This is a genomic window from Rickettsia endosymbiont of Cardiosporidium cionae (assembly GCF_015476335.1).
Taxonomy (GTDB): domain Bacteria; phylum Pseudomonadota; class Alphaproteobacteria; order Rickettsiales; family Rickettsiaceae; genus JADHZC01.
Map to the genome: position 1 here is coordinate 15,827 of NZ_JADAQY010000005.1, position 20,614 is coordinate 36,440.

Sequence of the window (20,614 nt, forward strand, 5' to 3'; positions counted from 1 at the left end):
ACATTAATTGATCGATTGTATAGCGAATGCGCAATAAAAAAAATATACTAATATTAGTGCTGTTAATAATGTTAATAATGCTAATATATCTAACTACGATAGTAAAATTGTCAGCACTCTACTCTTTGTTTTGAGAACAGCCCCCCAGCCCCATACATACCACTGGGCAGGAGAGGTGTACTTACCTATAAGAAAGACTACAAGAATTGTAAGATTAAATTGCTAATTGGTTGAATTGTATATAGGGAGGTTGTTCTGTTTATGAGAATAAATATTCTTATTCTCATAAATTTTATTCCTTAGATAATCGATCATATTTCTGTAAATTGATAAGTAATTTCTCTAGCATATCCAACTTCAACATACATGCAGCATCACTAGGTGCTGTATCTGGATCTTGGTGTACCTCCATAAAAATCCCCGCAATGCCCACTGATATAGCACATCTAGCTAAAACTTCTATGAACTCTCTTTCTCCACCGCTCTGGGAACCAATACCAGGTAATTGTATAGAATGGGTGGCATCAAAAAATACAGGAACGTTATCAATTTTTTTCATAATATGCAATCCTCTCATATCAGAGACCAGATTATGGTAACCAAAAGAAGTACCTCTCTCAGTAAAAATGATATTATTTGTTCCAAAATGCACTAACTTATCATAAACATTCCTCATTTCCCAAGCAGACAAAAATTGGCCTTTTTTAACATTTACAATTTTTTGTGTAACTGCAGCAGCATGAAGTAAATCTGTCTGACGTGACAAAAATGCAGGTATCTGTAATATATCTACTACATCCCCCACTGCTTTGCATTGATATTCATTATGTACATCGGTAGTAATAGAGCATTGAATTTGAGATTTTACCTTAGACAATATCTCTAATCCTGCATCTAAACCCACCCCTCTACTAGTTTTAAAAGAAGTACGATTTGCTTTATCGAAGGAAGATTTATATATAAAGGCAATACCCAATCTATCGGTGATAGCCTTTATTTGATCAGCCATAAACAAGGCATGATTTAAATTTTCAATTTGACACGGACCAGCTATTAAAGTAAAGGGTAATTTATTGGATATATTAAAACCATCTTTAAGTGTGATTTTGCCTTGCATGTCCATGATATTGTATATTCTAGTAATCTTTTGATAAAAAATAAATAATTGTTATTTAGCAATAGGAACATTATCCTGTAGCTTATTCTCTATGGCATCATTTTTTTGTTCTAATTTTTTTGTTAAAGGATCATTTTGCTCCTTATTAATTGCTAAATTAGCTAATATCAAAGCATTGACAAAAAAAATAATTCCTAAAAAACTGGTGGTTTTAACCAAGAGAGTGGATTTAGCTCTAGCACTTAATAATCCCATATTATTAGATTCGCTATTAATTCCTGTAATACTATCAGTTGAAGTATTCTGTAATAATATTACTAATACCAACAGTATGGATACTATTAAATGAACAAAAAGTAAAGAATTCATCATGATGATCTCATATATTTAGATGATTTTCTAAAAAATAACTTAGGTATAAAAATTAATCTTTGTCTAGCATAAACATAATGGCTTCGTTATAAAATATGCAAAAACTAATAAAGTCTCATTTTTAATATAAAAACACACAACATCAATATCATATATTATATTCAACAGAAAATAAACCTAGTGAAATATATATCTAATAAGTTTAAAGAATCAGATAAAAATATCTATAGCACATTAATAAGCTATAATCTTTATTATTTTATACAACTCTAATAACATAACAGATATAACGCAAGCTGTCATAAAATATATTAGTAACTTTAAATATTTAGTTGATTCTAATTCAAGTGCTGTTTGTTTTTTATATTTAACGTTATAAAACAGCAATAATGGTAACAATCCACTAAGATAGGATACACCTATACCTCCTGCAAGCTCTAGAGCCTTATTAAAGATATATGGATTAATCGCTGAAATAATACATGCCGGAACTAACACGATAATAATCCTGAAAACTTTCATTGAATGGAGATTCCAAGTGATAACTAAAATATCATCAATTAATGCCATATTAGCTAAGGATATACCTATAAGTGAAGTACTAAGTGCTAGAAAAGAAAACACCTGAGCAACCACAACATAGCTGCTATTTCCCATAAAATGAAGTATATCAGTAATAGCTAAATCATTCAATAATGCTTGATTCAAGGTATCCTTAGATATAACTCCTATCATTATCATTTGCCAAATCACATACATGATAAGCGCAACAAAAGTACCATAGAATATGGTATTATATATTAATTTTTTATCATACTGCAAGTACTCACATACTATAGGCAATACCGCATGATATCCAAAAACACTAAACAACACAGGTGCAGATAACAACATACCGGAATAGTTCATGAAACTCAATTTTTCCAGTTCTATTTTAGAGAAGGCAGTATAACATAATAAGAAAAAACAAATAATCATTACTATACCAAGTATAGTATTAATATACCCAAGATGCTTTGTCTTTAACATCAATAAAATTGAAAAAACCACTCCAAATATTACATATATCACCCAATTTAAAGAAGTAGTAATACACAAAAAATTAATGAGTACAGGAGAACCAGCACTAAAATAGGCTATTATCAAAACATAATAGAGAAAGATGAAAGCAATACGAGTTATCAGTGCCCAGTTGCCACCTAATCTATCACTGATGATAGATAAAAGATTTTTATTGGGAAAACGTGTAATAACATCTACAAACAACACACCAGTAACATACATAAGGCCCCATACCAAAAATGAAATAATAACACCAGGTATAAAACCTAATACACTAATCACTATAGGTAACCCTAGCATACCAGCCCCTACGGCTGTCCCAAAAATTAAAAATGAAGAATTTATAATCTTGAAAATTAAATTGGATCTTAACACAATACAAGACTTAACATATTTTATTGCCTAAACACACCAGATATCACAAAACTAGATAGAAAATAGTAAAGAGATCAATATATGACTAAAAATAAAAACTGATATTAAAATAAAAAACACTAAGATATCGCAGCTTTTTTCAACTGATCAGAAACGAAATCCCAATTTATCATATATTCTAAATATGTAGTAATATAGTCAGGCCTTCTATTACGATAATCAATATAGTAAGCATGTTCCCAGACATCACATGCTAGAAGAGGAAAATAACTCTTATTCAAACAAATAGGAGTTTCAGCGTTAGAAGTTTTAAGTATTTCTAGTTGATTATCTACAAAAACCAACCAAGCCCAACCACTACCAAATTGGCTAAGTGCAACTTTTCTGAACTCTTCTGTAAACAGCTGGTAACTTGTGAATCTATTTTCAATTAGGTTTAATAACTCAGAGCTAGGGCTTTTCTTAACGGGAGTAATAGAACACCAAAAAAAATTATGATTCCAAATTTGTGCTGCATTATTAAATACCATAGGATCCTTCAAATATGAAATATCGATAATATTTTCTAAAGATTTATTATGATAGCTTTCATTATCTTTGATCAACTTATTCAAATTTACTACATATGCATTATGGTGCTTCCCATGGTGATAATCAAAAGTTTCTGCTGAAAAACTTTCACCAAAAGAATCCTTACTAAAAGGTAAATCCTGCAATAAAAATGGATAACAAGTTTGATTAGCTTTATCACAATAAGAAAACTCTGAAACTACCATCCTAACCTCTCAAATATAATTCATTAACAAAATTAATATATATACAAATAGAAAAATCAGATTACATCATTATAATAATTATAATCCTTAGAATTATCTACTCAACTAATGTGGAAATGCACCTTATATTAACTATAAATAAACTCAAAAATCTCTTAAATCGAATAATTTTCTAGAAACAAACATCTAGCAATGAAACAACTAGATAAATTAGCTAGATAAATAATATACAAATGGGGCGAATGACCGGACTTGAACCGGTGCTTTCAGAGTCACAGTCTGACATTCTAACCAACTGAATTACACTCGCCATCAAGTAAATTTTATAATTAAACTATAAAACCATATATAAAATCTGATAAAAACACCATACATCAGATGTAATACCAAAAGCGAAAACACACACGCCATAGGCGAAATCTAACATAATATGCAAAAATAAACAAGTATATAAATACTCAAATATAAGACCTACAGAAATAAATTACTAATAATTCATTTCTTCTATATTGACTAGAATTACAGGAGATTTCTTTAATTCTTTATAAATAAGTTTGGTTAACATATATTTGATATAGCTATTAATTTGTATTTTTGACATATTCCTTTTAGGATCAGATTCTCTTACTGACATAGCATCTGAAATTTTATCGACAAAATACTTAATTAGATCTGAATCATATTTTTTATCTAGTAATCCTGGGGCAATAAAGCTCGGGCGCCTTAAGATCTTAAAAAATTTATCAGTAAAAATATTGACCAGCACTATACCAGAATTCTGCATTTTAAGTCTTAACTTAAATATATCAGATGTAACAGGCAACATATAATTTCCATCTATTGCTAGATAACCATTTTTAACCTTTCCTAATATATTACTACCATCCATACTAATTTCTACAATATCCCCGTTAGCTACCATCACTGCATCATTCACTCCAGATGATTTAGCAATTTGTACATGTCTATGTATATGTATAGGCTCTCCATGCACAGGTATAGAAATTTTAGGTGAAATTAACGAATACATTTTATCTAGCTCGCTTACTGAAGGATGACCTGAAACATGCACTAGATCATCTTTTTCTGTAATAACATTAATATTTCTCCTAACCAGCTGATTAATTAAACTAAATATTTGCTTTTCATTACCCGGAATAATTTTGGATGAAAAAATTACAGTATCATTCTCATTCATAGTGATCAGCCCGTGTTTATCACTAATAATTTTATTAAATCCTGCTCTTAATTCTCCCTGGCAACCAGTGCTAACTACTAATAACTCATTTCTAGCAAAATTCTTGATATCTTTTTCAGGTATGATAATAGAATCATAATCCAATAAATATCCAGAATTTTGAGCTGCTTGTATCATAATATGCATACTACGACCAACAATCACCACCTTACGTTTTACAGAGCGTGCAGCGTATAATATACTATCAAGTCTTGCTATATTTGAAGCAAAAGTAGTAATAAAAATCATTGATTGACATTTTCCAATTATTTTCAATAGATTTTTTCTTACTTCGCCTTCAGACTTACTAGGGATTTTTTCAAAAACATTTGTAGAATCACAAACTAATGCTAGCACACCCCTTTTTCCGTATTCTTTCAATTTTTTTACATTGCATTTTTCTCTAATAATAGGATCACTATCAAATTTCCAATCTCCTGTATGTAATATATTACCAACCTGAGTAGAAATTAGTATCCCGTGCATTTCAGGGATAGAGTGGTTCAGATGTACCATTTCTAGAGAAAACGGCCCTAAAGTAAAAACACTATCCTCGCCAATTTCATTAATCTGGATATCAGCAGTTTTATCCTGAAAATATTTTAATTTTTCAATTAGTACATTTTTTGTAAATTTATTAGTATATATTGGTACCTGTAAACTATTCCACAAATACTGTATACCACCCAGATGATCTTCATGTGCATGAGTAATAATAATTGCCAATAAATCATCTTTATGCTCTTCTACGAAACTGATATCTGCAACAAGCATATCTACTCCTGGTAGATCTTCATTGGGGAAGCCACTTCCACAATCCACCATGATCCATTTACCATCCAGATGATATAAATTTACATTCATACCTATTTCGTCTGTTCCACCCAAGGGGATAAATAACAATTTATCCTTAAAGTCTTTTATATTATATTCCATAACAATTTATTTTATTTTTATTTATTTTATTCATATAACTAACATCTAACCCAGAAAATTTCTCGATTGAATGATTTCTACTAATCTGATAGCAAAAATTACTATAATCAAATCCTGTATTAATCAGAACTATCTAAATAACAAGAACATTACAACTTGATCTATTTCGTATAAACTAAATATATTCAAGTCATCAATATCTGAGATAGGTATACATAATTTATCAACAATTATTAAATGATCTAACCATACAAATAGCGTAATTTTTTATTATAAATTATCACTAAGTTATCGATTCTAAAACTATTTTGTACCTACATCACTAGTACCTAATAAAGTAATCCTTCAGTAAAAGATTAAATCAATGAACTAATCATAATTGATGATTCTTCTATCTTATTTATTTTAATTCTACAAACAGATACCACAACCAATAAAAGGTAATAGCAAAATTTTATACTGCAATTAAATTTGCATCAAATACAGCAGTGTATTATAATGCAGTTTTAATAGTAATACAAATACTAGTTCTTACACTTTATAGTCAAGTAACAGAAAATGAAAACACAAAATAATAAAATATCAAAAATGAGCTTCGAAGAAGCGCTTGAAGCACTACAAAATATCGTAAAAAATTTTGAATCTGGTAACACTACATTATTAAAAACAATTGAAGATTTTGAAAAAGCTACAGCTCTCAAAAAACACTGTCAAGATATATTAAGTAAATTTCAGTTGAAAATTCATCATATTACACAAAATCATGACAAAGAAACAAAGCTTGAAGAAATCAATTTGTAGGAAGAAAGACAGCGCGGTTACAGAACCAAATCAGCGCTACCATAATAATATAACAAAGCATACATGTTTCTTACCACCACAGCTCATCAAAACAATAAAAAACTAAGACATAAATAATAGACAATGAGCCAACATTAATATTCTATTTACTCGCATTATTAATAGAGAGTAACTTCTTATACAGTGAACTAACCTTTCTAGCGGCGTTGTTCTGCTTAAATATATTTTTAGCTGCAGCTTTCATTATATTAGACTGAGCTATAACAAACAACTTAGATGCTTCTTCTAAATTTTGTTTATTCACAGCTGAAATAAACTTCTTGATATATGTCAATACTTTACTACTTCTTCTTTTTCTAATCTGTTTCTTGCGTAAAGCAGATAACATATTTGAATTAACTCCCATCTGTACTACACTCAATTACTTATTATTTAATTTAGATTTTTCTAAAGTTGTACTAGAGCTTTGGGATCTATCAGATAGACTTAACCCTTTAGCTTCAACATTTCTATCCAAGAACTCAATATAAGCCATCTTAGACATATCTCCATGACGATGCGAATCTTTGATGATTCTTGTATATCCTCCATTACGCTTTTTATAACGAACACCTAACTCAGAGAATAGCTTAGATACAGCATATTTATCGTGAATTTTTTTAGAAATATATCTAATCATATTCAAATTTTTTACTCTAGACTTAGTAACCAATTTCTCTACATATTGTCTCAATAGCTTTGCCTTAGCCAAAGTAGTTCTAATTTGTTCATGCATAATCAAAGATACTGACATATTCATAAGCATAGCAGCCCTATGGCTACTAGTTCTGTTTAAACTTTTACTTTTCAATTTATGACGCATATACTATATTCTAATGATAAATTATAAAATATCTTCATATTTTTTTACTAACTCTTCGAGATTCTCAGGAGGCCATCCCGGAAGTTGCATACCCAAAGTCAAGTTATATTTTAATAATACTTCTTTTATTTCGTTTAAGGATTTTCTACCAAAATTTTGTGCTTTTAGCATTTCAGATTCAGTTTTTGTAACCAAATCACCAATATAAATAATATTATCATTCTGTAAGCAATTCTGTGATCTAACAGAAAGTTCTACATCACTTAGTCTTTTTAATAATAATGGATTAATATCTGACTTTTCTTCAACTGAAATTTTCTCTTCTACTTCATCAAAATTAATAAAGACTTGCATCTGATCCTGCAATATTTTTGCAGCATACCCAATAGCTGATTCAGGTTCAATAGAACCATTAGTTTCAACGGTAAAAATGAGTTTATCATAATCAGTAATTTGCTTTACTCTAGTATTCTCAACTTTGTATGTAACACGCCTTACAGGACTAAACAACGCATCTATTAATATAGTATCTAATGTTGTATTAGTTTCTTCTGCTCTTGAAGAAGCTAATACATAATTTTTACCAACTTCACAAGTTAAATACATTTCTAAGGAAGCATTTTCAGCCAAATGACATATTTTAGCATCTTTGGATACTATCACTACATTACTGTTTTCTTCAATCATTCCTGCAGTAATCACCCCTGGTCCAGAAACTTTTAATTTCAAAATTTGAGGTTCGGAAGTATGCATCTTAACAACTACAGATTTTAAATTCAATATTAAATCTACTATATCTTCCTTTACACCAGGTAGAGTGGAAAACTCATGCAATACTCCAGGTACCCTAATTGCTGTTATAGCAGCACCCTGTAAAGAAGATAACAAAACTCTACGTAAAGCATTTCCAAAAGTCAAACCAAAACCCCTCTCTAAAGGTTCTATCACAGAGTGTACCAGATTACGATTTAGCGAATCCCTATTATACACTACGGTGGGTTTAATTAATGACTGCCAATTTTTATTTATCGATAACATAATATTCTTTATAAAACTATTTGACCTAATTCATCTACAAGATATAACCAAATTGGGAACATAACGACTTAAATTATAATATACCTATACTCTTCTTCTTTTCGGTGGCCTTACTCCATTGTGAGGCACGGAAGAAACATCTATTATTGAAGTTACAATAAAATCCTGATTAAAAACAGCGCGCATAGCAGATTCTCTTTGAGAACCTGCTCCTTTGACTTTTATTGTAACTGTTTTCAATCCGCAAGATTTAGCCCCTATGGCTGCTTTTTCTACAGTAACCTGTGCAGCATAAGGAGTAGCCTTTTTTGCACCTTTAAATCCCTGAGCACCAGCAGTAGCAATAGTCAACACATTACCCCTAACATCAGAAAAGACAACTATAGTATTGTTAAAAGTCGCTTTGATATGCACTACACCCAAAGATATATTTTTTCTTTTTGACAAAGTCCTATTTTTTAATATATTCATCTATTTAATACAACATAATCATTTTTTTAAAGCTATGACCTGACGCGTTTTTCCTTTTCTAGTCCTCGCATTAGAATGCGTATTTTGCCCCCTTACTGGCAAACCTCTAATATGAGCTAAACCTTGGTAAGATCTTATATCCTTTTTTTGTTTTATATTTAAGTGTACTTCCTTACGAAGATCTCCTTCTACCACAAAAGACTTCTCAATGACTGACCTAATAGCCACTAGCTCATCATCTTTCAAATCTTTTACTCTAGAATTTTCAGAAATTCTAACCTGTTTACAAATATTTTTTGCAGCAGTTAAACCTATACCATATACGTATGTCAAACTGATTACAACCCTCTTATTATCTGGAATATTTACACCTACAACTCTTGCCACAAAATACCTGATTTTTTTTCTCTAGTTAATGAAGGAAATAATACAAAAAATTCTACCAATGTCAAACACTTTCTATTATACCATTTATCTCTAATGATAATTGTTCTTGTGTAAGATTAGCATTAACATTAAAACACTTCAAATATTTATGACAATAATCTAACAAAAAAGAAGTATCATTCTTGTAACTATTTACTCTATTGGTAATAGAGTAATCATTATCATCATTACGCAATATAAAATCGTTAGAATTACAATAATCACATTTATTATTAATAATTGTATTACAAAAATAACTATTGTATAATGCTCCGCATAAATTGCAAATATATCTCCCAAGAATTCTCTTCTTCAATAATTCAATAGAAATATCGAAAACCACTACTATAGGCTCAGTATCCAAAACATTCTGATTTATGAAATATTCAGCTTGCATCACTGTTCTGGGGTATCCATCTAATATGAACCCATTATTACATTTATCTGAAATAAAATGATCCATCATCAACCTATTCATCAAATCATCAGGAATCAAATTGCCATTAAGAATCTTACTATTTAACTCTTGTGATTGTAAAGAATCACTATCAATAGATCTTAAAAAACTCTTTAAAAGCTTTCCTGCAGAAAGATGTGGTATACTAATTTTTTTGGATAGAAGCCTCCCCTGAGTACTCTTGCCAGAGCCTGGCATACCAATAAAAATTACTATTTTTTTTGTTATCATTTTTTTAACTTCATTTTCTTAATCAGATTTTCATATTTAGAGCTGAAAAGATATGTTTGAATCTGCGTTAAACTATCCAATACAACATTGACTACTATTAAAAAACTGGTCCCCCCAAGAGCAAAAGCAATTGAATAATTGTTCATTAATAATTCAGGTACAACACAAATAAATGATAAATATACAGAACCAATTGTAGTTAATTTTTTTAATAAATGATTAAAATAATTCATAGTACTAGCACCTGGCCTAATACCAAGTATATATGCACCTTGCTTTTTTAAATTTTGCGCTACATCCTCTGCATTGAAAACAATTTGCGTATAAAAAAAACTAAAAAAGACTATCATTATAATATATAGCATTATGAATAATGGTTTACCATGACCTAGATAATTTGATATGAAAGATGTGATGCCTGGTTTATTAGCACTGAAATTAGCAATGGTAGTAGGAAATAGCAACACAGAGCTAGCAAAAATAGGAGGTATTACCCCAGACGTATTCAATTTTAGTGGCATATGAGTAGATTCTCCACCATATAATTTATTACCCATTTGTCTTTTGGGATAAAAAACTAAAACTTTTCTATGAGCTTTTTCAAAAAACACTATAATTGCTATCATTAACAACACTCCTAGAAATATCAGAACCACGACATACCCACCCATCATGCCCTTTCTTGATAATTCAAAAATATTAATCATAGCACTAGGTAAACCTGAAATAATACCTATGAATATAATTAATGAAGTACCATTACCTATACCTCTAGAAGATATCTGTTCACCCAACCACATCAAAAACACTGTACCTACTATTAAAGTAGTAATAGTAGAAAACCTAAACATACTAATATCAATTACTATAACTGAACCATAAGGCTCAGACATAGATTCCAAACCTAAAGTGATGGCATATGCTTGAAATCCTGCAAATATTACCGTTAAATATCTTGAAATTTGGCTTAACTTTTTTCTACTAGCTTCTCCATCTTTTTTTAGATCTGATAACGGTTTATACGTAATTGTTAATAATTGTACAACTATAGAGGCAGTAATATACGGCATTATTGCTAAAGCAAATATAGACATTCTACCTAAAGAACCACCAGACAACATATTAAACATCCCAAGTATACCCTGCTGATGCCGTTCTGCAATTTGATATAATACATTCGAATCCAAACCCGGTACAGGCACAAAAGCCCCTATTCTATATATCAATAGTATAAATAAAGTAAAGAGAATCCTGCTAATTAAATCATGTTTATTATTCTTTTGCATAACCTACAAAAATCCTAACCCACGTTACATACATATATAAAAATAAATACTATTAGTCTAATATAACCATATTAACTAAAGCTTCCCCTGATTACGAAGCACACAAGCACCACCAAGATCTACTATAAGTTTTTTAGCTGCCTTAGACACAAAATCTACAGATACAGAAATTTTGTATTCAAAACTATTTAAACCCAAAAGAAGCTTGACAGGCGACTTATTACTAGGCTTGATCAGATTACAATCAATCAAAGATTGGACATTAATTTCCTTTTTAATATCCAATCTGTTTTTCTCAATTAACATCTTAATTGTATCCAATGTTACAATTTTTATGGCCTTATAATGAGAAAAAAAACCAACCTTAGGTAATCTTCTAATTAATGGTGTTTGACCACCCTCAGTTTTAATACTAACACCAGAACGTGACTTCTGACCTTTAGCACCCCTTCCACAAGTTTTACCTAAGCCACTACCTATTCCTCTACCCAACCTTTTTCTCACATTTTTATTGACTACAACATTTTGTAGCACATCTCTAATTCGCATAAATCGACACCACTAACAATTAATCTAATATTAAAATAAATATCAAAACAAAACAATAACCATTAACTCAGCAATTGATTTGCTTTACGAATTTTAACAGCTTTTGCAGAATTTAACTTCGATAGTGCATCAAAGGTAGCAGAAATCATGGTATTTTTATTACACGACCCCAAAGATTTTGCTACGATATCCTCTATACCCAAAGAGGCAAAAACCGCTCTCATAGCTCCTCCAGCGATTATACCTGTGCCTGGCACTGCGCTCCTTAACAAAACACTTGCAGCTCCTGATTTTCCTATCACATCATGTGGGATAGTACGATTATTGTATAATGCAATTTTCACGATATTTTTTTTTGCTTCTTTTCTAGCTTTAGTACGAGCTTGCGATATTTCTTTAGCTTTACCATTACCATAACCCACTTTACCTTTAGTGTCACCAACCACTACTATAGAAGAGAAGGAAAAATTTCTTCCACCTTTTACCACTTTAGTTACACGATTAATATCAACTAAATATTCAACTAAGTTATCACTATTTTCATTTTCCGACATATCTTTCTAATATATTGTGATATAAATAAAATTACATAGATTTTAATTAAAATGCTAATGCCTTTCTAACTGTATCTGCAAATGCTTTAATTACTCCGTGGTACCTATAACCGGATTTATCAAAAACAACAGATTTTATACTATGAGTTTGAGCCTGACTAATAAATAATTCACCTAACTTCACGGCACAGTCAATATTTGAATAATTTTTATTTGTCTTTTCGTACATACTTCTAATAGCCTTACTATTAGTGGATACAGATAAAATAACCCTTGAAGTTTCCTGATCTATAACTTGAGCATAAAGATGCCTAGAAGATTTAAAAATAGATAACCTATCCCTCTTAGTAATAGATTTAATTTTATCTCTAACCCTATATTTTCTTCTATTAAATCCTATTTTACTTTTTAACATAACAACAAATTATTTAGTAAATTATTTAGTTTTTCTAGTTTCTTTTCTTTCGATGTACTCTCCTTTACGCGATATTCCTTTGCCTTTATAGGGTTCACTAGGTCTCTGAAACTTTATAAGAGCTACATACTGCCCCAATTTTTCCTTATCAGCAGATTTTACCACAACAATATTAGGTTTAGGAACTAATATTGTTAAATAATCCGGTATAACAATTTTAGTACTGTGACTTTTACCCAACGATAAGTTAAGATATCCTTCTTGTAATATGGCTCTATAACCTACTCCCTTAATTTCAAGTTCTGTAGAGAATCCTTGGCTAACGCCCAACACCATAGAATTAATTATGCTCCTAGCAGTACCGCTCATAGCTTTAGCAAAATTGCTATTATCCGCAGCTACAATTTTTATTAAGTTATTAACATAAGAAATATCAACAGCACGTCCAAAAGCCTTAGTAACTCTACCTACAGGGCCTATACAAGTGATATTACCATGTTCTAAATTAACAGTTACAGAATCCGGAACTATAACAGGAACTTTAGCTATTCTAGACATCCTACTACCTAACTTCTTTAAAAAACTTTACAAACAACTTCTCCTCCTACATTTAATGACCTAGCATTTTTATCAGACATAACACCCTTAGAAGTAGAAAGAATATAAACTCCCATATTATTATAATAATTTTTCAATTTTCTGATAGCAGAATACACTCTTTTACCAGGCTTAGAAACTTTATGTATTTCAAAGATTGCAGCTCGCCCAGATCTAGAATATTTTAACTTAACATCAGTCAAGTTAGTAGATTGATTACTATTAAATCCTATAATATAACCTTCTTCAGCTAATACTGATAAAATACTGACATTTAATTTAGAAGTGATTACAGAAACACTAATCAACTTACTTGACTGAGCATTCCTCACTCGCGTTAACATATCAGATGTAGTATCACTCATAGACATAGAAAAAAACCAATATTATATTTAAATAACTAAAATTACTATTACCAACTAGATTTTATTACACCAGGTAATAAACCTTGAGCAGCATACTCCCTCACAAGATTACGAGATAATGCAAATTTTCTATAACAACCCCTAGGCCTACCAGTGATATTACACCTATTACGAATCCTAACTTTAGAGGAATTTCTAGGCAATTTTGATAACTTAACTACAGCAGAAAAGCGTTCATTCAAATCTCCTGACTTTAAAGATATTATATCTTTGAGTATTTTACGCTTGTTATAAAAAGCATCACACATCTTTTGTCTTTTTATATTTCTATTTATTAAAGCAATCTTAGACATACAATATTCAAATAAACTATTTATATTACAAAATAAATACTAATACAATCCTATTCAAGAGAACAAACAACCATTGTTTATAACATCCCAAAATATCAAACATATATAATTAATTATAGAAAGGCAAATTAAAAGATAATAACAATTTTTTTGCTACTAAATCGTCATTAGCGGAAGTTCCAATATTTATATCCATACCTCTAACTTTATCTACCTTATCATAATTAATTTCAGGAAAAACTATGTGTTCTTTAATACCAAAACTGATATTACCATTACCATCAAAAGATTTCATGGAGAAACCTCTAAAATCCCTAATCCTAGGCAACGCCATCAGAACTAATCTCTCTAAAAAATCGAACATTCTATCATTTCTTAAAGTAACTTTACAACCTATTTTCATCCCTTGTCTAATTTTGAATCCTGCAATAGATTTTTTTGCACAAGTTATATAAGGCTTTTGCCCAGAGATTAAAGCCAAATCATTTGCTGCAGAATTAACAGCCTTAGAATCTGAAACTGCCTCTCCAACACCCATATTTATCACTATTTTCAATAACCTAGGGACTTGATGAAGATTTGTATAACCCAAATCATTTTTTAATGAATGAACCAACTGCTGTTGGTATAAATTTTTAAATCTGATCAACATAATTACACTATATCCTTAATTATTTCTCCAGAAATTTTGGCAAATCTTTGTTTTTTACCATCTTTAGAAATTTTATAACCAATTTTAGTAACTTTATTGCTTTTAGGGTCAATATGAGAGATATTTGAAATATCAATAGACAACTCTTTTGTAATAATACCCCCTTCTCTGTCTTTAGTAGGTTTCAAGTGTCTTTTACATAAATTCACACCAGAAACAACCACCCTAAGTTCACTAGGGATAGATCGTAAAATTGCTCCGATCTTTCCTCTATCTTTTCCAGCAATTACCTTGACTTTATCACCTTTCCTAAATTTCATTTTAACCATTTTACAATACTTCCTCAGCTAAAGAAATTACTTTACTAAAACCACGATGCCTAAGTTCTTTAACTACAGGACCAAAAATTCTAGTCCCTAAAGGTTCATGCTGCTTACTTAACAGTACCACTGCGTTTCCAGAAAACGATATTTTTGTACCATCATTGCGTCTAATACCAGTTTTAGTTCTAACAACCAAAGCCTTATGTACAGAACCTTTTTTTATTTTAGAATTAGGCAAAGCCGATTTAACACTTACTACAATGATATCACATATATCAGAAACCATATGCCCAGATCCTCCTAAAACCTTAATACACATTACTTTTTTGGCTCCAGAATTATCTGCTACTTTTAGTACGGATTGCATCTGAATCATAAAAACACTCTACCAATTTAAAATCGAAAAATAAAATTCTACTTATTTATTAAAATCACTTTTTTTACTGTTCTAAAACAACCCAGTGTTTAAGTTTAGAAATAGGCCTGGACTCGATGATAGCAATCTTGTCCCCCTTTACATGCTTATTCTCAGGATCATGTACTAAATAATTAGAGTTTTTTTTCATAATCTTTTGATAAAGAGGATGTTTGAATTTTCTACTAACAGATACAGAAATAGTCTTATCAGCCTTAGCAGATCTCACTATACCAGATAAAATTCTCTTAGGCATCACTAACACCACTATTTAATTTCTTTATCAAACCTACATTACGCATATTTATAACTGTATTAATTCTTGCAATATTTTTTCTAATCTTTTTGAACTCACTAGTATTAGATAAATCACCAAAAGATTTCTTAAATCTCAATTTGAACAAACCTCTTTTAAAGTCTATCAAATAATTAGTCAATATATCATTACTCTGACTAGACAAACTTTTGGTAGAAAATTTAGATTTATCTAATTTTAATGCGTCTTTAGCCATAATAACGTTTAACTAATTTTGTTCTAACAGATAATTTTGCTCCTGCTACTTTCAAAGCTTGTACTGCTACATCTTCACTCACACCATCTACCTCAAATAACACACGACCCGGAGAAATACGCGCAGCATAATACTCAATATTTCCCTTCCCTTTACCCATACGGACTTCATTAGGTTTTTTAGAGACAGGCACATCCGGAAATATTCTGATCCAAAATTTACCTTGTCTTTTCATTTTTCTTACAGCTGCCTTTCTAGCAGCCTCTATTTGTTTAGCACCAATTCTTAATTGATCTAAAGACTTTAAACCAAATTCTCCAAATGCAACAACGTCGCCAGACTTAGTTTTAGAAGAAACACGCCCTTTTTGGTATTTTTTAAATTTTTGTTTTTTAGGTAACAACATGAAAATAAAAATATATCTTTTAAAAACAACAAATATTAAAATAAAACACTTAAAAATAATAGCTACATGTTATAAAGTTACAAAACTAAATGCAACAAATAAATTAACTTTTTATTTTAAACATTTTATTCACGGTGAGTTCCTATGTCAGAATCATACTCTCCTCTATATATCCAAAGCTTCACCCCTATTACACCATACATAGTCATAGCTTGTGCTTTCGCATAATCTATATCTGCTCTCAAAGTATGTAGTGGCACACTACCTTCACGATACCATTCTGTTCTAGCTATTTCTGCTCCTGCTAACCGACCAGAACATTCTACCCTAATTCCCTTCCCACCTTGTTTTAAGCAATTCTGCATTGCTGTTTTCATAGCTTTACGGAAAGATACACGATTTTCTAACTGAGAAGCAATAGACTGAGCAACAATATTGGCATCCAAGGCAGGTTTTTTTATTTCATAAATATTGATCATGATATCATTATCAACTATTTTATTTAATAATTCTTTAAGTTTTGCAATATCATTACCACTTTTACCAATAATTATACCAGGTTTTTTAGCATGAATATTAACTTCTACACTAGAACTAGAACGTTTTATACAAATATTGCTAATTTGAGCAGTACGAAATTTTGATTTAATAACATCACGTATCTTGAGATCTTCAAATAATTTTTTGGAATAATCTTTATCTGCATATAAGATAGAACTCCAGTTACGATATAAAGTAGGAGCTGTTCTAAAACAATTTGGATTAACTTTTTGTCCCATATGTCAATTTACTGTTACTGTTTATACAAAATAATGCCCAATTTACTAAAGGGTTTATTGATCTTTACTCTTCTCCCTTTAGCCCTAGCTCTGACTCTTTTCATCACAATAGACTTAGATACTAAAACAGATTTAATAAATAAATTATCAACATCTAACCCATAATTGTTATCAGCATTAGCTACAGCTGATAATAAGCACTTTTTAACGTCAGATGCAACCCTCTTTTTTGAAAAAGTCAGTTGTATTAACGCATCTGAAACTTTCATTCCTCTAATAAGAGAAGCTAACAAATTTAATTTTTGCGGCGCCGTACGCAAAGATTTTATAGAAGACCTAACTAATTGTTCAGACATCAAAACACTCCCACATTCTAATTTCACTAAATAACCAATACAAAAACTAGAGTAAACCCAAGCAACAAAATATTCCTAATTAACTTTTACTAAAACACACCTTAATGGAAATCACTTACGCTTAATTTTTTTATTTGCTCCATGTCCATGATATGTTCTAGTAGGAGAAAATTCTCCAAATTTATGCCCTACCATATCCTCAGTTACTAAAACTGGAATAAATTTTTTACCATTATATACTGAAAAAGAAAAACCCACAAAATCAGGTAATATAGTTGATCTTCTAGACCACGTCTTAATAACCTCTCTTTTACCAGAAAGTATAACTTTTTCTATTTTTTTTAATAAATAACCATCAACAAATGGCCCTTTCCATACTGATCTCGACATATAGCATTACTTACAATTTAACTATTGCGTTTTTTAATAATAAACTTATCAGTAAGTTTATTATTACGAGTTTTTTTACCTTTAGTCATTTTACCCCATGGAGTAACAGGATGCCTACCACCAGAAGTTTTACCTTCCCCACCTCCATGAGGATGATCTACCGGATTCATGGCTACACCTCTGACTACAGGTTTTTTTCCTAACCACCTATTCCTCCCTGCTTTACCTAAATTCACATTGCACTGATCGATATTAGATAATACTCCTATCGATGCCCTACAGCATAAATGCACTAATCTCCTAGAACCAGAAGGTAACTTTAATTGAGCATATCCATTATCCTTAGCTACAATACAAGCATAGCTCCCTGCAGATCTAGCAATCTGCCCACCTTTACCAGGAATCATTTCAATATTATGAATATCTACACCTACTGGTATATTTTCTAAAGTCATTGAATTACCAATTTTGATATCCACATTTTCACCAGAAATCACTTGATCACCTTCTGATAATCCATCAGGAGCTAATATATATGAACAAGTATCATCTTGATATTGCACCAAAGCAATAAATGCTGTTCTATTAGGATCGTACTCCAACCTCCTCACCGTACCTAAGACATCAGTTTTTTGTCTCTTAAAATCAATAAATCTATATTTTCTCTTATTACCTCCCCCTTTATGCCAAGAAGTAATTCTTCCTAAATTATTTCTACCACCAGATTTTGCGATACCTACGGTTAAAAACTTTTCAGGACTACCCTTCCATAAAGATCTTTTATTAACTAAAACTACGCCTCTAGTTGAAGAATTGATTGGATTATATTTAATTAATGCCACTTTAATTTACCTCAGCACTAGCTAAATCTATAGAATATCCAGGAGATAAAGTTACTATAGCCTTCTTGATATCGCTTCTCTTACCATATACTCCCTTAAATTTTTTTATTTTTCCTTTAATATACAACATATTTATAGAACTAATTTTTATATTAAATATGGATTCCAACAATTTCTTAAGTGATTTTTTTGTAACCAAATTATCAACATGAAAAACGTATTTATTATTCTCTGAACATTTAGTAGATTTCTCAGTGATTATAGGTTTTTTAATGAGATCATACCCTTTATAAAATTTCATCCTAACCTTTTTTCTAAAATATGTAAAGCATCCTTGGACAACAATATATAATCATTATTAACAATATCATATACATTCACACCCAAAACAGGTGCTATGGAGACCCCCGCAAGGGATCTTGCAGAATATTTTAAATTAGCATCTTCATCAATGCCAGAATGAATAATAAAAAAATTACCTTTACCAAATGTATTTAGAGTTTTTAATAAAGATTTAGTTTTTATATCCAAATCTTTAAAAGAATCGATAATATACAAAGCTTTTTCTTGTGATACCAAAGACAGTGCATGCTTTAACCCCAGTAATTTAACTTTTTTTTGTATCCCAATTACGTGACTTCTTACCACAGGGCCATGAGCTACCCCTCCTCCCCTTAATATAGGAGACCTAGCATTACCTTGTCTTGCATTACCAGTTCCCTTTTGTTTAAAAGGCTTCTTAGTACTACCAGAGACCTCTGATGAATTTTTAACTTTATGAGAACCAGATCTTCTTTTGGCAAGTTGCCAATCAATCACAAACTTAATCAAGTCATAGCGCACATCCAGTCCAAAAATATTCTGGTTTACAGATATTTCTTGTAACACTTGATTATTTAAATCTAACAAATCAACTTTCATTCCTATTAAAACAAACTAAACTATTAAACCATATAACAATCCACTAATTAAAGATTGTATTTAATTAATACCAAGCAATATTCAAAATCTTACTTTATCACAACTATTTTTTTCACAGCATCTTTCAGATAAACATACGAATTTTTTGCTCCAGGAACACTCCCTTTTATCACAATAACATTTTTATCAGAATTAATGGAAACCACTTTTAAATTTTGCTTAGTCACCATTTTACATCCCATATGACCCGCCATTTTTTTATTTTTAAATACCTTACCAGGATCCTGGCATCCACCTGTAGAACCATGAGATCTATGAGATACAGAAACACCATGAGTTGCTTCAAGCCCAGAAAATCCATGTCTTTTTATTCCACCGGCGAAACCCTTACCAATAGAGTATGCAGAAACATCTAAGAACTGACCTTCTGAAAAATAATCTGCGTTTAATTCTACTCCAACATTGATCATACAATCTTCAGATACAGGAAATTCTTTAATTTTTGTTCTTGACTGAATCCTCAATGTACTAAAAAAAGACTGCAAAGGTTTAGACAATTTGTTACTATCTACTATAGTAGAGGCTATGACTAAGGCATTATAGCCATTTACACTAACTGTTCTATGAGCCGCAACAACACAGCTATCAATTTGTAAAAAAGTCACACAAATCATACTATGATCCTTTGTAAATACAGAGCTCATTCCTATTTTTTTTGCTATCAATCCACTTCTCATA

General features: G+C 30.6%; 32 protein-coding genes and 1 tRNA gene. 1 reads left to right on the forward strand and 32 read right to left on the reverse strand.

Annotated features, from left to right (window positions below):
• Positions 1 to 292: 292 nt before the first annotated feature.
• The 6 genes from kdsA to IHI24_RS03115 all read right to left on the reverse strand — a co-directional run bounded on the left by kdsA (position 293) and on the right by IHI24_RS03115 (position 5,875).
• On the reverse strand, positions 293 to 1,117 hold the full coding sequence (gene kdsA / locus IHI24_RS03090; protein WP_194966605.1) for a 3-deoxy-8-phosphooctulonate synthase: 825 nt from the start codon (positions 1,115 to 1,117) through the stop codon (positions 293 to 295).
• Between the two features lie 51 nt (positions 1,118 to 1,168).
• A complete protein-coding gene (gene secG / locus IHI24_RS03095; protein WP_194966606.1) occupies positions 1,169 to 1,489 on the reverse strand; it encodes a preprotein translocase subunit SecG in 321 nt (106 codons plus the stop codon).
• A 234-nt stretch (positions 1,490 to 1,723) separates the two neighbouring features.
• Positions 1,724 to 2,926: an aromatic amino acid transport family protein gene (locus tag IHI24_RS03100; RefSeq protein WP_194966607.1), complete on the reverse strand. Its 1,203-nt coding sequence runs from the start codon at positions 2,924 to 2,926 to the stop codon at positions 1,724 to 1,726.
• Positions 2,927 to 3,045: 119 nt separating this feature from the next.
• Positions 3,046 to 3,702: a superoxide dismutase gene (locus IHI24_RS03105; RefSeq protein ID WP_194966608.1), complete on the reverse strand. Its 657-nt coding sequence runs from the start codon at positions 3,700 to 3,702 to the stop codon at positions 3,046 to 3,048.
• Positions 3,703 to 3,936: 234 nt separating this feature from the next.
• Positions 3,937 to 4,012: transfer RNA gene (locus tag IHI24_RS03110), tRNA-His, on the reverse strand.
• Between the two features lie 177 nt (positions 4,013 to 4,189).
• Entirely contained in the window at positions 4,190 to 5,875 is a 1,686-nt protein-coding gene (locus IHI24_RS03115) for a ribonuclease J (RefSeq protein WP_194966609.1), read from the reverse strand.
• Positions 5,876 to 6,433: 558 nt separating this feature from the next.
• Here IHI24_RS03115 and xseB point away from each other — a divergent pair.
• On the forward strand, positions 6,434 to 6,676 hold the full coding sequence (gene xseB / locus IHI24_RS03120) for an exodeoxyribonuclease VII small subunit (RefSeq protein WP_194966610.1): 243 nt from the start codon (positions 6,434 to 6,436) through the stop codon (positions 6,674 to 6,676).
• A 142-nt stretch (positions 6,677 to 6,818) separates the two neighbouring features.
• Here xseB and rpsT read toward each other — a convergent pair whose 3' ends face one another.
• The 26 genes from rpsT to rplC all read right to left on the reverse strand — a co-directional run bounded on the left by rpsT (position 6,819) and on the right by rplC (position 20,613).
• Positions 6,819 to 7,082, reverse strand: coding sequence for a 30S ribosomal protein S20 (gene rpsT, locus IHI24_RS03125; RefSeq protein WP_194966611.1), 264 nt, complete (start codon positions 7,080 to 7,082; stop codon positions 6,819 to 6,821).
• Between the two features lie 15 nt (positions 7,083 to 7,097).
• On the reverse strand, positions 7,098 to 7,538 hold the full coding sequence (gene rplQ / locus IHI24_RS03130; protein WP_194966612.1) for a 50S ribosomal protein L17: 441 nt from the start codon (positions 7,536 to 7,538) through the stop codon (positions 7,098 to 7,100).
• Positions 7,539 to 7,559: 21 nt separating this feature from the next.
• Positions 7,560 to 8,576: a DNA-directed RNA polymerase subunit alpha gene (locus tag IHI24_RS03135; protein WP_194966613.1), complete on the reverse strand. Its 1,017-nt coding sequence runs from the start codon at positions 8,574 to 8,576 to the stop codon at positions 7,560 to 7,562.
• 84 nt (positions 8,577 to 8,660) lie between these two features.
• Positions 8,661 to 9,047 (reverse strand): 30S ribosomal protein S11, encoded by a 387-nt coding sequence (gene rpsK, locus IHI24_RS03140; protein ID WP_194966614.1) that lies wholly within the window; start codon positions 9,045 to 9,047, stop codon positions 8,661 to 8,663.
• 18 nt (positions 9,048 to 9,065) lie between these two features.
• Positions 9,066 to 9,434 (reverse strand): 30S ribosomal protein S13, encoded by a 369-nt coding sequence (rpsM, locus tag IHI24_RS03145; protein ID WP_194966615.1) that lies wholly within the window; start codon positions 9,432 to 9,434, stop codon positions 9,066 to 9,068.
• A 61-nt stretch (positions 9,435 to 9,495) separates the two neighbouring features.
• A complete protein-coding gene (locus IHI24_RS03150; RefSeq protein ID WP_194966616.1) occupies positions 9,496 to 10,161 on the reverse strand; it encodes an adenylate kinase family protein in 666 nt (221 codons plus the stop codon).
• Positions 10,158 to 11,447, reverse strand: coding sequence for a preprotein translocase subunit SecY (secY, locus tag IHI24_RS03155; protein WP_194966617.1), 1,290 nt, complete (start codon positions 11,445 to 11,447; stop codon positions 10,158 to 10,160). Before secY ends, IHI24_RS03150 begins: the two co-directional genes overlap by 4 nt.
• Before the next feature lie 75 nt (positions 11,448 to 11,522).
• Positions 11,523 to 11,996 carry a 50S ribosomal protein L15 gene (gene rplO, locus IHI24_RS03160; protein WP_194966618.1) on the reverse strand — a complete coding sequence of 158 codons (474 nt, stop codon included), beginning with the start codon at positions 11,994 to 11,996 and terminating at the stop codon, positions 11,523 to 11,525.
• 62 nt (positions 11,997 to 12,058) lie between these two features.
• On the reverse strand, positions 12,059 to 12,550 hold the full coding sequence (rpsE, locus tag IHI24_RS03165) for a 30S ribosomal protein S5 (protein WP_194966619.1): 492 nt from the start codon (positions 12,548 to 12,550) through the stop codon (positions 12,059 to 12,061).
• Between the two features lie 46 nt (positions 12,551 to 12,596).
• Entirely contained in the window at positions 12,597 to 12,965 is a 369-nt protein-coding gene (gene rplR, locus IHI24_RS03170; RefSeq protein ID WP_194966620.1) for a 50S ribosomal protein L18, read from the reverse strand.
• Between the two features lie 21 nt (positions 12,966 to 12,986).
• Positions 12,987 to 13,523, reverse strand: coding sequence for a 50S ribosomal protein L6 (rplF, locus tag IHI24_RS03175; RefSeq protein ID WP_194966621.1), 537 nt, complete (start codon positions 13,521 to 13,523; stop codon positions 12,987 to 12,989).
• A 17-nt stretch (positions 13,524 to 13,540) separates the two neighbouring features.
• On the reverse strand, positions 13,541 to 13,933 hold the full coding sequence (gene rpsH / locus IHI24_RS03180; RefSeq protein WP_194966622.1) for a 30S ribosomal protein S8: 393 nt from the start codon (positions 13,931 to 13,933) through the stop codon (positions 13,541 to 13,543).
• 41 nt (positions 13,934 to 13,974) lie between these two features.
• Positions 13,975 to 14,280, reverse strand: coding sequence for a 30S ribosomal protein S14 (rpsN, locus tag IHI24_RS03185; protein ID WP_194966623.1), 306 nt, complete (start codon positions 14,278 to 14,280; stop codon positions 13,975 to 13,977).
• A gap of 109 nt (positions 14,281 to 14,389) precedes the next feature.
• Positions 14,390 to 14,932 carry a 50S ribosomal protein L5 gene (gene rplE / locus IHI24_RS03190; RefSeq protein ID WP_194966624.1) on the reverse strand — a complete coding sequence of 181 codons (543 nt, stop codon included), beginning with the start codon at positions 14,930 to 14,932 and terminating at the stop codon, positions 14,390 to 14,392.
• Positions 14,933 to 14,934: 2 nt separating this feature from the next.
• Positions 14,935 to 15,261: a 50S ribosomal protein L24 gene (gene rplX, locus IHI24_RS03195; protein WP_228777149.1), complete on the reverse strand. Its 327-nt coding sequence runs from the start codon at positions 15,259 to 15,261 to the stop codon at positions 14,935 to 14,937.
• A gap of 1 nt (position 15,262) precedes the next feature.
• Positions 15,263 to 15,631 (reverse strand): 50S ribosomal protein L14, encoded by a 369-nt coding sequence (gene rplN, locus IHI24_RS03200; RefSeq protein ID WP_194966625.1) that lies wholly within the window; start codon positions 15,629 to 15,631, stop codon positions 15,263 to 15,265.
• 64 nt (positions 15,632 to 15,695) lie between these two features.
• Positions 15,696 to 15,926 carry a 30S ribosomal protein S17 gene (gene rpsQ / locus IHI24_RS03205; RefSeq protein ID WP_194966626.1) on the reverse strand — a complete coding sequence of 77 codons (231 nt, stop codon included), beginning with the start codon at positions 15,924 to 15,926 and terminating at the stop codon, positions 15,696 to 15,698.
• Positions 15,919 to 16,182: a 50S ribosomal protein L29 gene (gene rpmC, locus IHI24_RS03210; protein ID WP_194966627.1), complete on the reverse strand. Its 264-nt coding sequence runs from the start codon at positions 16,180 to 16,182 to the stop codon at positions 15,919 to 15,921. Before rpmC ends, rpsQ begins: the two co-directional genes overlap by 8 nt.
• Positions 16,175 to 16,588 carry a 50S ribosomal protein L16 gene (gene rplP / locus IHI24_RS03215; protein WP_194966628.1) on the reverse strand — a complete coding sequence of 138 codons (414 nt, stop codon included), beginning with the start codon at positions 16,586 to 16,588 and terminating at the stop codon, positions 16,175 to 16,177. Before rplP ends, rpmC begins: the two co-directional genes overlap by 8 nt.
• Positions 16,589 to 16,713: 125 nt before the next feature.
• The gene (gene rpsC, locus IHI24_RS03220; protein ID WP_194966629.1) at positions 16,714 to 17,367 is read right to left on the reverse strand and encodes a 30S ribosomal protein S3; all 654 of its coding nucleotides are present in this window, start codon (positions 17,365 to 17,367) and stop codon (positions 16,714 to 16,716) included.
• 14 nt (positions 17,368 to 17,381) lie between these two features.
• The gene (gene rplV / locus IHI24_RS03225; RefSeq protein WP_194966786.1) at positions 17,382 to 17,723 is read right to left on the reverse strand and encodes a 50S ribosomal protein L22; all 342 of its coding nucleotides are present in this window, start codon (positions 17,721 to 17,723) and stop codon (positions 17,382 to 17,384) included.
• 111 nt (positions 17,724 to 17,834) lie between these two features.
• The gene (gene rpsS, locus IHI24_RS03230) at positions 17,835 to 18,113 is read right to left on the reverse strand and encodes a 30S ribosomal protein S19 (protein ID WP_194966630.1); all 279 of its coding nucleotides are present in this window, start codon (positions 18,111 to 18,113) and stop codon (positions 17,835 to 17,837) included.
• Positions 18,114 to 18,130: 17 nt separating this feature from the next.
• Positions 18,131 to 18,955 (reverse strand): 50S ribosomal protein L2, encoded by an 825-nt coding sequence (gene rplB, locus IHI24_RS03235; RefSeq protein ID WP_194966631.1) that lies wholly within the window; start codon positions 18,953 to 18,955, stop codon positions 18,131 to 18,133.
• A gap of 1 nt (position 18,956) precedes the next feature.
• Positions 18,957 to 19,256 (reverse strand): 50S ribosomal protein L23, encoded by a 300-nt coding sequence (gene rplW, locus IHI24_RS03240; RefSeq protein WP_194966632.1) that lies wholly within the window; start codon positions 19,254 to 19,256, stop codon positions 18,957 to 18,959.
• Positions 19,253 to 19,876, reverse strand: coding sequence for a 50S ribosomal protein L4 (gene rplD, locus IHI24_RS03245; RefSeq protein WP_194966633.1), 624 nt, complete (start codon positions 19,874 to 19,876; stop codon positions 19,253 to 19,255). The genes rplW and rplD overlap by 4 nt, the downstream gene beginning before the upstream one ends.
• A gap of 89 nt (positions 19,877 to 19,965) precedes the next feature.
• Complete coding sequence (gene rplC / locus IHI24_RS03250; protein ID WP_194966634.1) at positions 19,966 to 20,613, reverse strand: 50S ribosomal protein L3; 648 nt, start codon at positions 20,611 to 20,613, stop codon at positions 19,966 to 19,968.
• Between the last annotated feature and the right edge of the window lies 1 nt (position 20,614).

Excerpts from the sequence above, each read along its gene's own strand:
- kdsA (WP_194966605.1), bottom strand. The coding sequence starts at position 1,117 with ATGCAAGGCAAAATCACACTTAAAGATGGTTTTAATATATCCAATAAA.
- secG (WP_194966606.1), bottom strand. The coding sequence starts at position 1,489 with ATGATGAATTCTTTACTTTTTGTTCATTTAATAGTATCCATACTGTTG.
- IHI24_RS03105 (WP_194966608.1), bottom strand. The coding sequence starts at position 3,702 with ATGGTAGTTTCAGAGTTTTCTTATTGTGATAAAGCTAATCAAACTTGT.
- IHI24_RS03115 (WP_194966609.1), bottom strand. The coding sequence starts at position 5,875 with ATGGAATATAATATAAAAGACTTTAAGGATAAATTGTTATTTATCCCC.
- xseB (WP_194966610.1), top strand. The coding sequence starts at position 6,434 with ATGAAAACACAAAATAATAAAATATCAAAAATGAGCTTCGAAGAAGCG.
- rpsT (WP_194966611.1), bottom strand. The coding sequence starts at position 7,082 with ATGGGAGTTAATTCAAATATGTTATCTGCTTTACGCAAGAAACAGATT.
- rplQ (WP_194966612.1), bottom strand. The coding sequence starts at position 7,538 with ATGCGTCATAAATTGAAAAGTAAAAGTTTAAACAGAACTAGTAGCCAT.
- IHI24_RS03135 (WP_194966613.1), bottom strand. The coding sequence starts at position 8,576 with ATGTTATCGATAAATAAAAATTGGCAGTCATTAATTAAACCCACCGTA.
- rpsK (WP_194966614.1), bottom strand. The coding sequence starts at position 9,047 with ATGAATATATTAAAAAATAGGACTTTGTCAAAAAGAAAAAATATATCT.
- IHI24_RS03150 (WP_194966616.1), bottom strand. The coding sequence starts at position 10,161 with ATGATAACAAAAAAAATAGTAATTTTTATTGGTATGCCAGGCTCTGGC.
- secY (WP_194966617.1), bottom strand. The coding sequence starts at position 11,447 with ATGCAAAAGAATAATAAACATGATTTAATTAGCAGGATTCTCTTTACT.
- rplO (WP_194966618.1), bottom strand. The coding sequence starts at position 11,996 with ATGCGAATTAGAGATGTGCTACAAAATGTTGTAGTCAATAAAAATGTG.
- rpsE (WP_194966619.1), bottom strand. The coding sequence starts at position 12,550 with ATGTCGGAAAATGAAAATAGTGATAACTTAGTTGAATATTTAGTTGAT.
- rplR (WP_194966620.1), bottom strand. The coding sequence starts at position 12,965 with ATGTTAAAAAGTAAAATAGGATTTAATAGAAGAAAATATAGGGTTAGA.
- rplF (WP_194966621.1), bottom strand. The coding sequence starts at position 13,523 with ATGTCTAGAATAGCTAAAGTTCCTGTTATAGTTCCGGATTCTGTAACT.
- rpsH (WP_194966622.1), bottom strand. The coding sequence starts at position 13,933 with ATGTCTATGAGTGATACTACATCTGATATGTTAACGCGAGTGAGGAAT.
- rpsN (WP_194966623.1), bottom strand. The coding sequence starts at position 14,280 with ATGTCTAAGATTGCTTTAATAAATAGAAATATAAAAAGACAAAAGATG.
- rplE (WP_194966624.1), bottom strand. The coding sequence starts at position 14,932 with ATGTTGATCAGATTTAAAAATTTATACCAACAGCAGTTGGTTCATTCA.
- rplX (WP_228777149.1), bottom strand. The coding sequence starts at position 15,261 with ATGGTTAAAATGAAATTTAGGAAAGGTGATAAAGTCAAGGTAATTGCT.
- rplN (WP_194966625.1), bottom strand. The coding sequence starts at position 15,631 with ATGATTCAGATGCAATCCGTACTAAAAGTAGCAGATAATTCTGGAGCC.
- rpsQ (WP_194966626.1), bottom strand. The coding sequence starts at position 15,926 with ATGCCTAAGAGAATTTTATCTGGTATAGTGAGATCTGCTAAGGCTGAT.
- rpmC (WP_194966627.1), bottom strand. The coding sequence starts at position 16,182 with ATGGCTAAAGACGCATTAAAATTAGATAAATCTAAATTTTCTACCAAA.
- rplP (WP_194966628.1), bottom strand. The coding sequence starts at position 16,588 with ATGTTGTTACCTAAAAAACAAAAATTTAAAAAATACCAAAAAGGGCGT.
- rpsC (WP_194966629.1), bottom strand. The coding sequence starts at position 17,367 with ATGGGACAAAAAGTTAATCCAAATTGTTTTAGAACAGCTCCTACTTTA.
- rplV (WP_194966786.1), bottom strand. The coding sequence starts at position 17,723 with ATGTCTGAACAATTAGTTAGGTCTTCTATAAAATCTTTGCGTACGGCG.
- rpsS (WP_194966630.1), bottom strand. The coding sequence starts at position 18,113 with ATGTCGAGATCAGTATGGAAAGGGCCATTTGTTGATGGTTATTTATTA.
- rplW (WP_194966632.1), bottom strand. The coding sequence starts at position 19,256 with ATGAAATTTTATAAAGGGTATGATCTCATTAAAAAACCTATAATCACT.
- rplD (WP_194966633.1), bottom strand. The coding sequence starts at position 19,876 with ATGAAAGTTGATTTGTTAGATTTAAATAATCAAGTGTTACAAGAAATA.
- rplC (WP_194966634.1), bottom strand. The coding sequence starts at position 20,613 with ATGAGAAGTGGATTGATAGCAAAAAAAATAGGAATGAGCTCTGTATTT.